This window comes from Mycolicibacterium obuense, assembly GCF_055397605.1.
The window spans coordinates 104,255-118,239 of sequence record NZ_AP043663.1 but is presented as its reverse complement, the minus strand read 5'-3'; the positions used below and the strand labels follow the sequence as shown (position 1 = coordinate 118,239).

The window sequence follows — 13,985 nt, the reverse complement described above, 5'->3', positions numbered from 1 at the left end:
ACCGCACTGCCTCATGCCGGCGCGGCGATGCCCTCCCGGCGCAGCGCGGGCACGACGAGAGCCCGCAGTTCGCGGCTGACCTCGAACTGCTTGCCCGGCAGCGTGCGTGCCACCATCCGCACGTTGATGGTGTCCACCTGGATGCTCTCGACACCCATCACCTGCGGCTCGTCGAGCAGCAGGTGGGCGAGGCGGTCGGTTCCCATCGCCTGCGCCGACACGTCGCGCAGCACGTCGTTGACGGCGACGATGTCGGCGGTCGCGGGCAAGGGGATGTCCACCACGGCGCGCGCCCAGTCCTTGGACAGGTTGAGCGCTTTGACGATCGTGCCGTTGGGAATCGTGTAGACCTCACCATCGCCGGTGCGCAGTCTGGTGATCCGCAATGTGACGGCTTCGACGGTGCCGCGCGCGGTGCCACCGCCGGTGATCGTGAGCTCGATGAGATCGCCGAATCCGTACTGCTTTTCGGTGATCACGAAGAAACCGCTGAGCAGATCTCCCACGATGCGCTGCGCGCCGAAGCCGAGCGCACCGCCGAGCACCGCGGCGGGCGCGACCAGGGAGCCGATCGGAAAGCCCAGCGCAGCCGCGATGTCGAGACTCAGCCCCACATAGAGCAGGGTGATGGCGACCGAGGCGACGACGGACACCAATGTCTGCCGGTGGCTGGAACTCTGTGAGCGCGTCCCATCCCCGCGGGCGGTGAGCCGGCGGCTGATGCGTCGTGCGACCGCGCGGATCGCCCGGGCGGCGAGCACGGCGAACACCAGCGCCAGCGCGATGTGCACCCCGGTGGTCAACAGCCACCGGACGACGGTGTCGATCAGCGCCCGGCACTCCTCGTCGACGGGGGAAGCAACGCCAGCGCTGCGACGTAGCCGTGCCGGGGAGCCGCTGCGGGGTAACCCGCGCGCACGAAGGCGCGTGCTCGGGTGAGAATCCGTGGGGCCTTCATGGCGAGGTGGTCTACCCCGGAGCCGATGCTGTCAAACCCAGCTCGTTCTTCAGGTCGCGGGCATTGCGGACGGCGTTGCCGCCGAGATCGTTGTTGAAGTAGACGAAGACGTTGCGGCCCTGGGCATTCCATTCCCGCACGCGGTCGGCCCACCAGTGCAGGTCGTCATCGCTGTAGGAGCCGCCGTACAGCGCGCCGGGGTCGGGTCCGTGCAGCCGCACGTAGACGAACGACGCCGTCGTGCGCAGAACGCACGGCAGACCCGATCCGCTCATCACCACGTAGGCCGCCGCGTGTCGTTCCAGCACCTCGAACGCGGCCGGCTCGTGCCACGACGGATGCCTGAATTCGACGGCGACGGGGATCGCGGCGGGCATCACCGCGAGGAAGTGATCGAGGCGGTCGAGGGCATCCAGGTCGGCCTCCAACGTCGGCGGCAACTGCACCAGCAACGGGCCGGCACGGTCGCCGAGTTCGCCCCACCCGCGGTGCAGCCGCTCGATCCAGATCTCGGGAGACCGCAGCCGGCGCGCGTGTGTCAGGCCGCGGGGTGCTTTGACCGCCATCAGGAAACCCGGTGGCAGCTGGTCACGCCAGCGGGCGAACCAGGCGTCCGGTGACCACCGGTAGAAGCTGCCGTTGAGTTCGACGGTGTCGAACTCGGCGGCGTAGCGCGCCAGCCGCTGCGCTGCGGGCAGGCCCCGTTCGTAGAGCACCCCGATCCAGTGGTCGTAGGACCACCCCGAGGTGCCGATGCGGATCGTCACGCCTGCGCGGATACCCCACCGCTGGCCGCTCAGTGCCGTTTGAAGTGCACCTCATCGGCAACTGCTACGCGGTGACAGTGCCGACGTCGGACTACCGACCGCTCCTGCAAGAGCTGCTCTTCGCGTACGGGCCGTGCGGGCAGGAGGACGCCGTGCGGGACATCTGCCGACGGGAACTCACGCCTCTGGTCGACGAGGTGTGGACGGACCCGGCGGGCAACCTGATCGGGCGTGTGCGGGGTGGTGCCCAGGAGAGCCCGGCACCCGCGGTGCGATCCCCGCGATGGTGAACGTGCTGACGGAGTTCCTCCGCAGGCCCCGCTAGGCGTCCGCGCGCGACTGCGCCTGGTCCACGCCGAGCGGCGTGGTCTCGCGCACCGCCTCGTCGCGGATCAGCCCACGCAGCAGCGCGGTGCTGAACTCGACGGCGATCTCCTGAGCGGTGCGGCGGCCGTGCGGGCGCAGCCAGCGGTAGGACCCGAGGGTCATGCCGATGTACCCGAGCGCGAGCACGTGGGAATCACAGTCGTAGAACTCGCCGCTGGCGATGCCACGGTCGATCACGTCGCGCACGTGCTCGTAGACCTGAGTCTCTTTCTCCCGGATGTAGGCCACCTGCTCCTCGGTGAACCACTCGGTGATGTACGGGCCTTCTTGGAAGTACACGGCGGCGCGTTCGATGTCGCTGGCGATCCCGACCAGCAGGCGCCGCGTGAAGTGGTAGATCGTCTCGCGGGCCGACGCCGATGGATCGTCGTGCAGTGCGTCGACGGTGAAGTCCGCCGCCCCCTTGTAGATGTCGTAGAGGATCAGCGCCTTGCTCGCGTAGTAGTGGTAGACGGTCGCCTTGTTCAGCCCGACCGCGTCGGCGACGTCGTCCATCCGCGTGCCGTGGTAACCCCGCGCCGCGAACAGCCTGGTCGCGACGGCCAACAACTCTTCTCGGCGGGACATCCCGTTGCCCGTCCCGGATGCCGCGGCGGTCTCTGACATGGTGTCACTCTAGAAGGCCGACGAGCCCGCGCTCTACTAACTGGTTGGTTCGGTCTCGCTGGTTGCCCTGTGACCCGGGTCTCGCGCGGTCTAGACTCGTCGGCAGCGTGCACGCCCCAGGCGACGGAGGTATTGCGGTGGACCCGAATCCCGATTACGACGCGAGCGACGAGCTCGAGTACGGCATCAACTGGTTCGCCTGGATCCTGCGCGGGGTGTACCCGCCACCGTCTTACCCGCCGGTCTAGTCCGCAGCCACCATCCGCCCAAACCGACGTTTGGGCGCAATTGTGCGAGTGCGCCGCACCATTTCGTCGATCTCGGCACGGCTCCACTCCACCAGAGCCGACGCATGGCCGCGGATCTCGGCGGCCCAGTCCCGCGGCGGCACCGGCTCGAGGTCCGGCGGCCACAGCAGTGGACGTTCGACATGCACGAGTTCGGCCCCGGGGGCGGGCCACATGTCCTCGAGGTAGCGCTCACCGCATTTGCGGCAGCGCACCTCGTATCGCATTCCGTGCGGTGCGGTTTCGATGAAGACGTAGTCGGCCATCGACACGCACCGCGGGCACCTCGCCAGACCTCGCTCGACCACCATGCTCACGCCGATATCGTGCGGCTCACAGCCCAGCGGGCGCACCGGTCCGGTCGCAGTCGATGCGGTTTCGGTGCCGTTTCGAGACCCGACCCGATGCCAAGACCAGACGGACGATCAGGCCGCGGCGGCCTTGACCGCGCGGCCGACCTCGGCCCGCAACCGGCCGTACTCCGGCGATCGCCGTAACTCGTCGGGATCGACCCCCGAGCGCGGCAGGTCGACGGGAATGTCGAGCGCGACCGTCCCCGGTCGGCGGCTGAGCACGATGATCCGCGACCCCAGGAACGCCGCCTCGTCGGCGCTGTGCGTGACGAAGACCGTGGTGCGCCCGGATTCGGCGCTCACCGCCCGCACATCCTCCTGCAGCCGTTCCCGGGTCAGTGCATCCAACGCGGCGAACGGCTCGTCGAGCAGGAACAGCGGCGTCTCGGCCGCGAGCGCCCTGGCGATCGCGACGCGCTGCTGCTGTCCGCCACTGATCTCCCAGATGCGGCGTGTGGCCAAACCGGACAGCCCCACCCGGTCGAGCAGCTCGTCACGCCTCTCGGCCCGTCGCTCGCGCGGCACCTTCGCGTAGGTGAGCGCCAGCTCCACGTTGCCGCCCACGGTCCGCCACGGGAACAACCGCGGCTGTTGGAACACGACGCCTGCACTGACCCCGGGAGTCGGTGCCGCACCGCCGATCTGAACCGAACCCTGCGTCGGTGACTCGAATCCGGCGAGCAGACGCAGCAGCGTGGATTTGCCACAACCGGACGCACCGACGAGCACCACGAAAGAGCCTGGCTCGACGGTCAGATCCACCGGCCCGACGGCGGTCACCGCGTTCGATCCGCTGCCGTATCGGTGTGAGACCGAATGCAGCGCAATCACATCACTGCGCGAGGACACTCGGCAGGCCCTTCGTGTACACGGCATCGGAGAACGTCTGCAACGGCGCCGCCTCCGGAATCTGCTTCTGCTCGGCCAGGAATTGCGAGGCGCTCTGCAGGTTCGCCGCGATGTTGCCCGGTTTGCCCTCTGCGCCAAGCCATTCCGCTGATGCGACCTCATCAGGAGTCAGGTACACGCCCTGCTTCAGCTGCCCGGCGACGTCCTCGGGACTCAAGCCGATCTCGGCGGCGATGGCTGTGGCGGCGGCGGTCGGATCCTGGTGGATCACTGTCAGTGCGCGGGCTTGCTGCTGGCGCCAGACGTCGACGACGTCGGGATGACGCGCGGCGAAATCGTCGGAGACCGCGCCCAGATCGAGCGTGGGCTTTCCGCTCTTGGCCAGCTGCCGGCTGGTGATCAGATCCTTGCCGGTCTTGCGCAACTGGTCCAGCGTCGGCAGCCAGGTGTAGGCCGCGTCGATGTCGCCGCGCTCCCACGCCGCAAGGATGGCCTGCGGCTGCAGGTCGACGAGTGCAACGTCGCTGGGGGACAGTCCGTTCTCATTCAGTGCAGCGAGCAGACTGTAGTGCGCGGTCGACGCGAACGGAGTGCCGATGCGCTTGCCCTTGAGCTGTGCGATCGTGTCGACGCCGCTGTCGTTGCGCGCCACCAGTGCTTCGTTGTCACCTGCGACGTCGAGCACGAACGCCACCTTGTACGGGATGTTCAGCGGAGCCGACAGGCCACGCGCCACCGGGCTCGACCCCAGCGCGCCGAAGTCGAGTTCCTTGGCGATGAACGCGGTGTTCACATCAGCGCCTGAGTCGAACTTCGTCCATTTGATGTTGTAGTCCGGCAGCGCCTGCTCGAGCCACTTGTTGTTCTTGACGATCAGATCCCCACTGGGGAACGCCTGGTAGCCGATGCGGATCGTCTCCTTCGACGCATCCTGACCGCTGTTACCGACCGAGCACCCGCTCAGTGTGAGCACCGAGACCAATGCCGAGATCAGCACGGCAAGAGACCATTTCAGCTTCATATCTTTCCTCTCCAGGGGACCGCGCGCCGCTCGAGGGCGCGCAGAAGACCGTCGATGACCAGACCCGAGAAGCCGATCGCGAAAATGCCGACCAGCACGACGGGGGTGTTGTTGTAGTTGCTCGCGTCTTTGACCAGTCCGCCGATTCCGGGGATGCCGTTGAACAACTCGGCGGCGACCACCGATGAGTACGCCATCCCGACGGCCAGCCGAATCCCGGTGAACGTCTCGGGCAGTGCGGACGGGATCACGACGTCGCGGATCACCTGCCGCCGTGTCGCGCCGAGAGCTCGGGCGGCTTCCTGCAGCGCGACGGGCGCGGCGACGACGGCGGCCGTGGTGGCCACGGCGGCGGGCGGCAGCGCGGCCAGCGCCAGCAGCGTGATCTTGGGCGCCTCGTCGATGCCGAGCCAGATGATGAGCAGGAAGAAGTACGCCAGCGGTGGCAGCGCGCGCAGGAACGTCAGCCACGGCTCCAGGACCGAGCGCAGCCAGCTCACCGAGCCCATCAGCAGCCCGAGCACGACACCGAGTGCCACGCCGATCACGACACCGGCGAGCACGCGGCGCAGCGTCATGTAGAGGTGCTCCCACAGCAGATAGCCTGCATAGCCACGGGTTCCGTCGTGCGTGGTGGCGACATCGAGGAACGCCTTCCACACCGTGGCGGGGTACGGAACGAACGTCTGGTTCCAGATGCCACTGGCCGCGGCGAGCTGCCACACCGCGCCGAAGACGATGACCGACAGCAGCGGCAATGCCGTACGCGTCAGCCGGCCCCGCCACCGACCCCCGCGCGAGCGCGCGTCAGAGTCGGGCGCCGCGGTGGCGGCGTCCTCGGGCGTGATGTCGACGAAAACAGACACCGGCAGATGCTGACGGACACGTCAGCACCTGAGAAGCGCTGTGCTCAGCGCGAATTTAAGTGCTGTTCACCAGGTGAGCACGGGTTTGACGACACCTCCGCTGTGCTGTGCAGCCAGCGCGTCGTTGACCTCGGTGTGCGGGAACGCCGTGATCAGCCGGTCGATCGGCAGCCGCCCGTCGGCATGGAGCTCGATCAGCCGTGGGATGAACGTCACAGGTACCGAGTCGCCCTCCAGGCAGCCGTGCACGGTCTTGCCGCGCAGCACGAGGTCCCGCAGGTCGATCGCCGGCACCCCGGCGCCCAGCCCGACCGCCACCGCCGATCCGCCGACGGCCAGTGCGGCGACGGCGTCGGCGAGGACGTCAGGCCGGCCCGTGGTGTCCAGGGCGTGGTCGGCCCCTCCGCCGGTGAGATCGCGCACGGCGCTCACGACGTCGTCGCCGGGCGCCAGGCTGGCATGCGCTCCGAGGCTTTCCGCGAGGGCGCGGCGCTGCGGGGACGGTTCGACCACCACCACGGTCTGCGCATCGGCGGCCAGCGCGGCCAGCAGTCCCGCCAAACCGACTGCGCCACCGCCGAATACGACCATCGAACTGCCCGGGCGCGGTCGCATCAGGTTGAGCACCGCACCGGCCCCGGTCTGGAAGCCGCACCCGAGGGGCGCCGCCACCACGGGATCGACGTCGGCGCCCACCACCACGGTGTTGTCCGGCGTGCTCAATGCGTAACCCGCCAGGCTGGACTGACCGAAGAAACCGTCGAGCACCCGCGCCTCACCTGCCGTCACGCGCGCCGATCCATCGGTGCGTTGTCCGAAACCGTTGAGGCGCAATGCGTCGCGGCAGTACGCCGGTCTGTCTGCCCCGCAGTTGCGGCAGCGGCCGCAGGACCGGAACGTCAGCACGACCCGGTCGCCAGGCCGTACCCCGTCGACCGCTTCACCCACCGCCTCGACGATCCCGGCGCCCTCATGACCGAGCAGCACCGGCCGGTCTGCCGCTCCGACAGCACGATTCACCAGGTCGGTGTGGCAGATGCCCGACGCCTCGATGCGCACCAGGATCTCGTGACCGCGCGGTTCGTCGACGTGAACCTCAGTCAGGACGAAGGGATCGGCGGGGTCGTAGGACAGTGCCGCAGTCGTCGTCGGCATCAGAACATCAGCCGTCGAACAGCGGGAAATGGGGTGCGACGGATCACCGGGCGAGGCTATCCCCCGCGCCTCCCCCATGCGGGGGAGACCCTGCTCCGGGTTGTGAGCTGCACGGGGAGTCTCTTTAGACTGTCAACCTCCACGTCCAGCGACGTGCCTTCGGCGGCACGGTGCGCGAAGCCTAGATCGGATCGACATCGATGATCATCGGGATACCGAGAGAGTCCCTGCCCGGGGAGACGCGCGTCGCCGCGACCCCGCAGACCGTCGGGCAACTGCTCAAGCTCGGCTACGAGGTAGCCGTGGAGTCCGGGGCAGGTGCGGCCGCCAGTTTCTCCGATGCGGCGTACACCGAGGCCGGCGCCACCATCGGTGACCCGTGGGCCGGGGACATCATCCTCAAGGTCAACGCCCCGAACGACTACGAGATCGCCCTGCTGCGCGACGGCGCCACCCTCATCAGCCTGATCTCCCCGGCACTCAAGCCTGAGCTGGTGGAGAAACTGTCCGCGCGGCCCGTCACGGTGCTGGCGATGGACGCCGTACCCCGCATCTCGCGGGCGCAGTCCCTCGACGTGCTGTCCTCGATGGCCAACATCGCCGGGTATCGCGCGGTGGTCGAGGCCGCGCACCGTTTCGGCCGGTTCTTCACCGGGCAGGTCACCGCGGCGGGCAAGGTCCCCCCGGCCAAGGTCCTGGTCGTCGGCGCCGGCGTGGCCGGCCTCGCCGCGATCGGCGCGGCGGGCAGCCTGGGCGCCATCGTGCGCGCCACCGACCCGCGCCCCGAGGTCGCCGACCAGGTCAAGTCCCTGGGCGGTGAGTACCTGGCTGTCGATCCGGCCGCGGCCGAGGTGTCGGCGACCGGATACGCCAAGGAGATGGGCGACGACTACAAGGCCCGCGAGGCCGAGCTGTACGCCGACCAGGCCAAGGACGTCGACATCATCATCACCACGGCGCTGATCCCCGGACGGCCCGCGCCCCGGATCATCACCGCCGACATGGTCGCCTCGATGCGGCCCGGCAGCGTCATCGTCGACATGGCCGCCGCCAACGGCGGCAACGTCGAGGGCACGGTCAAGGACCAGGCCGTCGTCACCGACAACGGCGTCACGATCATCGGCTACACCGACCTCGCCGGCCGGTTGCCTGCCACCGCGTCGCAGCTCTACGGCACCAACCTGGTCAATCTGCTCAAGCTGGTCACGCCGGAGAAGGACGGCCAGCTCACCCTGGACTTCGACGACGTCGTGCAGCGGTCGGTGACCGTCGTCCGCGACGGCGAGCTCACCTGGCCGCCGCCGCCGGTGCAGGTCTCGGCCGCGCCCGCCGCGAAGGCCGCCGAGCCCGTCGCGCAGAAGCCCGCGAAGGAACCGATGTCGATGGGCCGGCGGCTGGGCATCACGTTCGCCGCCGCGGCCGTGCTGTTCGCGCTGATCGCCCTGTCCCCCGCCGCGCTGCAGGTCCACCTGACGGTGTTCGCGCTGGCGATCGTGATCGGCTACTACGTCATCGGCAACGTGCACCACGCGCTGCACACCCCGCTCATGTCGGTGACCAACGCGATCTCGGGCATCATCGTCGTCGGCGCTCTGCTGCAGATCGGACACGGCAACCCCGTCATCACCGCGGTCGCGTTCGCCGCGATCCTGCTCGCCAGCATCAACGTCTTCGGCGGCTTCGCGGTGACCCGCCGCATGCTGGCCATGTTCTCGAGGAGCTAAGTCATGTTCACCCTGGAGACCGCGGCCACTGCCGCCTATGTCGTCGCCGCGCTGCTGTTCATCCTGGCGCTGGCCGGCCTGTCCAAGCACGAGACGTCGCGCGCCGGTAATTCGTTCGGCATCGCCGGCATGGCGATCGCGCTGGTCGCGACGATCGTGCTGGCGCTGGCCCGCCACATCGAGCCGCTGGGGCTCGCGCTGCTGGTGGTCGCGATGGCCATCGGCGCCGCGATCGGTCTGTGGCGCGCCAAGGTCGTCGAGATGACGGGCATGCCGGAGCTGATCGCGCTGCTGCACAGCTTCGTCGGCCTGGCCGCCGTGCTGGTCGGCTGGAACGGCTACCTGCATGTCGAGCGGGATCTCGCCGGCGCCGAGGCCGTCCAGCTCGGCAGCGAGGGCATGCTCGGCATCCACTCGGCTGAGGTCGTGATCGGCGTGTTCATCGGCGCCGTGACGTTCACCGGCTCGATCGTCGCCAACCTGAAACTGTCGGCACGCATCAAGAGCGCGCCGATGATGCTGCCGGGCAAGAACGCGCTGAACGTGGGCGCGCTGGTGCTGTTCGCGGCGTTGACGGTGTGGTTCGTGATCGATCCGCAGCTGTGGCTGCTCGTCGTCGTCACGGCGCTGGCGCTGCTGCTGGGCTGGCACCTGGTCGCCTCGATCGGCGGCGGCGACATGCCGGTCGTGGTGTCGATGCTGAACAGCTACTCCGGCTGGGCCGCGGCGGCGTCGGGCTTCCTGCTGGGCAACGATCTGCTGATCATCACCGGTGCGCTGGTCGGCTCCTCGGGTGCCTACCTGTCCTACATCATGTGCAGGGCGATGAACCGGTCGTTCATCTCCGTCATCGCCGGCGGTTTCGGGATCGAGGCCGGCCCGTCCGAAGACAAGGACTACGGCGAACACCGCGAGATCACCGCCGACGGCGCCGCGGAGCTGCTGTCCAACGCCAGCAGCGTGATCATCACGCCGGGTTACGGCATGGCCGTCGCGCAGGCGCAGTACGGGGTGGCCGAGCTGACCCGCAAGCTGCGCGAGCGTGGTGTCGAGGTCCGCTTCGGTATCCACCCCGTCGCCGGCCGCCTGCCCGGGCACATGAACGTGCTACTGGCCGAGGCGAAGGTGCCCTACGACATCGTGCTCGAGATGGACGAGATCAACGACGACTTCGACGGCACGTCCGTCGTGCTGGTCATCGGCGCCAACGACACCGTCAACCCGGCGGCGTCGGAGGACCCGGGGTCACCGATCGCCGGTATGCCGGTGCTGACGGTGTGGAACGCCGACAACGTCATCGTGTTCAAGCGGTCGATGGCGTCGGGCTACGCCGGCGTGCAGAACCCACTGTTCTTCCGGGAGAACACGCAGATGCTGTTCGGCGACGCCAAAGACCGGGTCGACGCGATCAACGCGGCGCTGGGAGCGACTCAGACGGTCTGACGACGATCAAGCGGTGAGAGACGAGCCGCGTTGTGGGGGCACCTCCCGCTTGCGGGGGAGAGTCAGACAATCACGGCCACGTCTGACGGATCGACGTTCTGTAGCCCGCCACTCGCACTTCCGCTACACAACGTCGATCGGTTCGCGTGGTGACGTGGCGACGATCCGGCTGCCGCGTCCGTCGGCCGACTCGATGTGCATCGATCCGCCCATCGCGTCGAACCGGGCCTGCAGCGAGCCGAGTCCAATGTGGCCGGCCGCCAGCGAGCGGCCGACGACACCGGGATCGAAGCCACAGCCGTCGTCGGCGACGGTCAGGATGACGCGGTCGTCGCGACGTACGAGGTCGACGTGCACCCTTGTGGCACCCGCGTGCTTGCCGACGTTGGTGAGCAGCTCACGGGCCGCCCGGTACATCAGCGTCTGCGACGCCGGGTGGCCGACCTCGTCGAGTTCGGCGATGACGTCGACGTCGTGGCGAGTCTGGAACTGCCGCAACAGCTCTCGCACGCCCGCGGTGAGGCCGAGCTGCGCGAGCACCTGCGGGTGCAGCTCCGACACCGTCGAGCGCAGCCCGGCGGCCGTCTCCTGCAGCGCGGTGTAGACGAGGTCCAGCGCGGGGTCGGCGTGACGCTCGCGGGCCTCGTCGAGTTCCAGCCGGGCGGCGAGCAGCGTCTGCAGCGGCCCGTCGTGCAAGTGCTCGGCGACCTCGCGGTTGTGGCGCTCGTCGGACTGCATCGCCTCGGACACCAGCTGCCTGCGCACCTCCTGCAGCGCGGTCAGCCGGGCCGCGCGCCAGGCCAGCACGAGGCTCAGCGCGGTGGTGGCCACTGCCATCCACACCATGAAGCCGAAGTGCGTGTAGACCATGTTGGGCAGACCGACGCGGTCATCACGTTTGGAGTAGAAGATCCACACCGCGAGGTAGCCGAGCGCCGTCACCCCGCCGAAGATTGCCGACAATCCGGGCCGGTCCTGGAACGCCACCGAGATCGGCAGCAGGAAGAACACCGGCAGAAGTGCCGCTGTCGCGCCACCGGAGACCAAACACAGCGCGATGATGACCGTCAGGTCGATGACGATCGACGTCCAGTCGGCCCAGCGCGGCACCGGACCGCGCACCACCGCGATCAACCACACCACGGCGCCGATCGCGTAGACACCGAGGATCGCCGCGTAGAGCTGTGGCAGCCAGTGGTCGACGTCCCAGATCCACACGAGCACGGCGATCAGAGCGATCAGGGGAAGGCGCAGCAGCGCCGAGACGCGCACCGGCTCGGCGGCCAGGAAGTCGCGCCAGAGGCGCACCCGCTCCATCTCGGGTCAGTCCAGCAGCTTGCGACGCATCGCCTCGGCGACCGCGGCGGCCCGGTCGCTCACGCCGAGCTTCTCGTAGAGCCGCTGGACGTGGGTTTTCACCGTCGACGGTGCCAAAAACAGCTCCTTGGCCATCGCGGGGATGCTGGCGCCACCTGCGATGAGCACGAGGACTTCTCGTTCGCGCGGGCTCAGCGCCGGGGCGTCGGGTTCGGCGCGCCGCCGGATCTCGCCCGCGAGTCCCGCGGCGAGGCTCGGCGCGACCACGTCGCGGCCCTTCGCGCAGTCGAGCACCGCGTTGACCAGTTCGCTGCGGGTCGACTCCTTGGGCAGGAATCCGGCCGCCCCGTCCTGCAGCGCCCGGTACACGATCGCCGATTCGTCGTGCGCGGAGATGAGCAACACCCGGGTGGGCAGCGCGTCGCGGACCACAGCGGCGGCAACGGCGGCGCCGTCCATCCCCGGCATGCGGTAGTCGAGCAGCGCCACCTGGGGCCGGTGCTCGCGGATGGCGGCCAGCGCGGCGGTTCCGTCGTCGGCCTCGGCCACCACCTCGATGGAGCCGCTGGACTGCAACGCCCGGACCACGCCGTCGCGGAACATCGGGTGGTCATCGCCGACCACCACGCTGACCCGCTCCGCCATGGCGATCAGCATTCCATAGCGAATCCCCGGTGGCTGAGCTATCGGGACGCCGTCAACCCTCGGGTGGCCGGGCCCTCGATGAGCGCGCCGTCGGGTGCGAACCGCGAGCCGTGCAGCGGGCACTCCCAGGCGAGGTCGGAGTCGTTCCAGTTGACGACGCCGCCCAGGTGCGGGCACACCGGGGAGACCGTGCGGGTGACGCCGTCGACGACGCTGGTGGCCGTCATCTTCCACGGCGCACCGCTGACCACGCCCTGGCCCTCCTCGGGGACCTCCGACGACGCGGTGAGCGGGGAGATCCACCCCTTGGCGAGCTGGAACCCGACCTCCATGTTGAGCTGCAGCGCGGTCGGGATGCCGGTGAGTTCGTGCGGGCTCCAGCTGGCGAACGCCGCCGCCCAGTCCATGCGGCCGCCGAGGATGCGGGACGACAGCGCGAGCGCCGCGGCCACCCCGTTGGTCATTCCCCACTTGTCGAATCCCGTTGCCACGAGGATGTTTTCCATCTTCGGCAGCAGCGGCCCGACGTAGGGCAGTTCGTCGATCGGGTGGTAATCCTGCGCCGACCAGTAGTGGGTCTGTACGGCGCCGGGAAAGTGCAGGGCCGCCCAACGCGCCAGTTCGGTGACGGCGTTCTTCGGGTGCGAGGACCGCCCGACGGTGTGGCCGGCACCGCCGACGATGAGCTTGTCGCCGGTCTCGCCGGGTGCATACCGCACCGAGCGGCTCGGCGAGTCGACCGATAGGTACATCGATCGGGTGATGTCGCCGGGAACGTCAAAAGCCATGCAGTAGGAGCGTTTCGGCTCCATGCGAGCGAAGAAGAAGCCGCGGTCGAGGACCGGGATCCCAGTGGCCAGCACGACGCGCTGCGCGGTGACGGTGTGCTCGGCGGCGCGGGTGTCCTGCTCGCCGGCGGTCCGACGCAGGGCCACCCGCAGCGGCCCGCTGCCCGACACCGAGGTGGCGCGCACCCCCTGCAGCAGGATGCCGCCGTGGCGTTCGAATTCGGTGACCAGGCTGGACAGGTAGGGAATCGGGTCGATCTGCGCCTGATCGCGCAGCCGCACCCCGCCGGCGAACGGGAACGGCACATCGGCCTCGTCGACCCATTGCGCATCCAGTCCGGCCTCGCGGCACGCCGCGTGGACGTCGCGCACCGTGCTGAGCCCCTGCGCGTTCTGTGCGTACGCGTGGTCGTCCTCGCGCTGGTAGCTGAGCCCGTGTTCCTCGCAGTGCCGCACGAGCCAGTCCCGGCCCTCGGTGTTGCCGGTGACATAGGCGCGCAACGTGTCGGTGCCGTGCTTTCCGGCGATGCTGGCCAGCTTGCTGCCCTGCAGCACGCTCACCTTGCCGGTGGTGTTGCCGGTCGTCGCCGCTCCCACGTGGCGGGCTTCGACCACGACCACCGACTTGCCGGCGCGCGACAGCAACAGCGCGGTGGTCAGGCCGGTGATCCCCGCGCCGACCACGACGACATCGGCGGCGGTGACGCCGTCGATCCCGCCGGCCGAGGTGGGGGCTTCCAGACGCCCGTCCGTCCATAGAGAAGGCATGGCGCGCCGGGTACCCGCGGCCTTTCCGGTCAAACGATGTCGCCTCGTCGC

The 13,985-nt window shown here is 69.0% G+C and carries 13 protein-coding genes and 2 pseudogenes; 4 read left to right on the top strand and 11 right to left on the bottom strand.

Annotated elements, in window-relative coordinates; genetic code table 11:
- Positions 1–11 precede the first annotated feature (11 nt).
- Both ACZ50N_RS00605 and ACZ50N_RS00600 read right to left on the bottom strand, forming a co-directional pair.
- Positions 12–803 carry a mechanosensitive ion channel family protein gene (locus ACZ50N_RS00605; protein ID WP_464474327.1) on the bottom strand — a complete coding sequence of 264 codons (792 nt, stop codon included), beginning with the start codon at positions 801–803 and terminating at the stop codon, positions 12–14.
- Positions 804–969: 166 nt separating this feature from the next.
- Positions 970–1,725: a DUF72 domain-containing protein gene (locus ACZ50N_RS00600; RefSeq protein ID WP_073683052.1), complete on the bottom strand. Its 756-nt coding sequence runs from the start codon at positions 1,723–1,725 to the stop codon at positions 970–972.
- A 71-nt stretch (positions 1,726–1,796) separates the two neighbouring features.
- Between ACZ50N_RS00600 and ACZ50N_RS00595 the strand changes: the two are divergent.
- Positions 1,797–1,994 (top strand): annotated as a pseudogene (locus ACZ50N_RS00595) (hypothetical protein); the annotation flags it as partial.
- Between the two features lie 52 nt (positions 1,995–2,046).
- Here ACZ50N_RS00595 and ACZ50N_RS00590 read toward each other — a convergent pair.
- Positions 2,047–2,718, bottom strand: coding sequence for a TetR/AcrR family transcriptional regulator (locus ACZ50N_RS00590; protein ID WP_073683050.1), 672 nt, complete (start codon positions 2,716–2,718; stop codon positions 2,047–2,049).
- A gap of 131 nt (positions 2,719–2,849) precedes the next feature.
- Here ACZ50N_RS00590 and ACZ50N_RS00585 point away from each other — a divergent pair.
- Positions 2,850–2,966, top strand: a pseudogene (locus ACZ50N_RS00585) (CAP domain-containing protein); the annotation flags it as partial.
- On the opposite strand, the gene ACZ50N_RS00580 reads toward ACZ50N_RS00585, so the two are convergent.
- From ACZ50N_RS00580 to ACZ50N_RS00560, 5 genes are all read right to left on the bottom strand, one after another.
- Positions 2,963–3,316 carry a hypothetical protein gene (locus ACZ50N_RS00580; RefSeq protein WP_073683061.1) on the bottom strand — a complete coding sequence of 118 codons (354 nt, stop codon included), beginning with the start codon at positions 3,314–3,316 and terminating at the stop codon, positions 2,963–2,965. The pseudogene ACZ50N_RS00585 and the gene ACZ50N_RS00580 overlap by 4 nt on opposite strands.
- A 114-nt stretch (positions 3,317–3,430) precedes the next feature.
- Positions 3,431–4,234 (bottom strand): ABC transporter ATP-binding protein, encoded by an 804-nt coding sequence (locus tag ACZ50N_RS00575; RefSeq protein ID WP_073683049.1) that lies wholly within the window; start codon positions 4,232–4,234, stop codon positions 3,431–3,433.
- Positions 4,191–5,228 carry a taurine ABC transporter substrate-binding protein gene (locus tag ACZ50N_RS00570; protein WP_133412756.1) on the bottom strand — a complete coding sequence of 346 codons (1,038 nt, stop codon included), beginning with the start codon at positions 5,226–5,228 and terminating at the stop codon, positions 4,191–4,193. Before ACZ50N_RS00570 ends, ACZ50N_RS00575 begins: the two co-directional genes overlap by 44 nt.
- Positions 5,225–6,094: an ABC transporter permease gene (locus tag ACZ50N_RS00565; RefSeq protein ID WP_464474326.1), complete on the bottom strand. Its 870-nt coding sequence runs from the start codon at positions 6,092–6,094 to the stop codon at positions 5,225–5,227. The genes ACZ50N_RS00570 and ACZ50N_RS00565 overlap by 4 nt, the downstream gene beginning before the upstream one ends.
- Positions 6,095–6,160: 66 nt before the next feature.
- The gene (locus ACZ50N_RS00560) at positions 6,161–7,249 is read right to left on the bottom strand and encodes an NAD(P)-dependent alcohol dehydrogenase (RefSeq protein WP_464474325.1); all 1,089 of its coding nucleotides are present in this window, start codon (positions 7,247–7,249) and stop codon (positions 6,161–6,163) included.
- 200 nt (positions 7,250–7,449) lie between these two features.
- Between ACZ50N_RS00560 and ACZ50N_RS00555 the strand changes: the two genes are divergently transcribed.
- Together ACZ50N_RS00555 and pntB are read left to right on the top strand one after the other, a co-directional pair.
- Positions 7,450–8,973, top strand: a complete 1,524-nt coding sequence (locus tag ACZ50N_RS00555) for a Re/Si-specific NAD(P)(+) transhydrogenase subunit alpha (protein WP_464474324.1) — start codon at positions 7,450–7,452, stop codon at positions 8,971–8,973.
- 3 nt (positions 8,974–8,976) lie between these two features.
- Positions 8,977–10,416, top strand: coding sequence for a Re/Si-specific NAD(P)(+) transhydrogenase subunit beta (gene pntB / locus ACZ50N_RS00550; protein WP_464474323.1), 1,440 nt, complete (start codon positions 8,977–8,979; stop codon positions 10,414–10,416).
- A 123-nt stretch (positions 10,417–10,539) separates the two neighbouring features.
- On the opposite strand, the gene ACZ50N_RS00545 is transcribed toward pntB, so the two are convergent.
- Genes ACZ50N_RS00545 through ACZ50N_RS00535 form a run of 3 tightly spaced genes read right to left on the bottom strand, consistent with a single transcriptional unit; the run spans position 10,540 to position 13,934 of the window.
- The gene (locus ACZ50N_RS00545) at positions 10,540–11,733 is read right to left on the bottom strand and encodes a sensor histidine kinase (RefSeq protein WP_464474322.1); all 1,194 of its coding nucleotides are present in this window, start codon (positions 11,731–11,733) and stop codon (positions 10,540–10,542) included.
- A gap of 6 nt (positions 11,734–11,739) precedes the next feature.
- Positions 11,740–12,378 (bottom strand): response regulator, encoded by a 639-nt coding sequence (locus tag ACZ50N_RS00540; RefSeq protein WP_237165413.1) that lies wholly within the window; start codon positions 12,376–12,378, stop codon positions 11,740–11,742.
- Between the two features lie 38 nt (positions 12,379–12,416).
- Entirely contained in the window at positions 12,417–13,934 is a 1,518-nt protein-coding gene (locus ACZ50N_RS00535) for an FAD-dependent oxidoreductase (RefSeq protein ID WP_464474321.1), read from the bottom strand.
- Between the last annotated feature and the right edge of the window lie 51 nt (positions 13,935–13,985).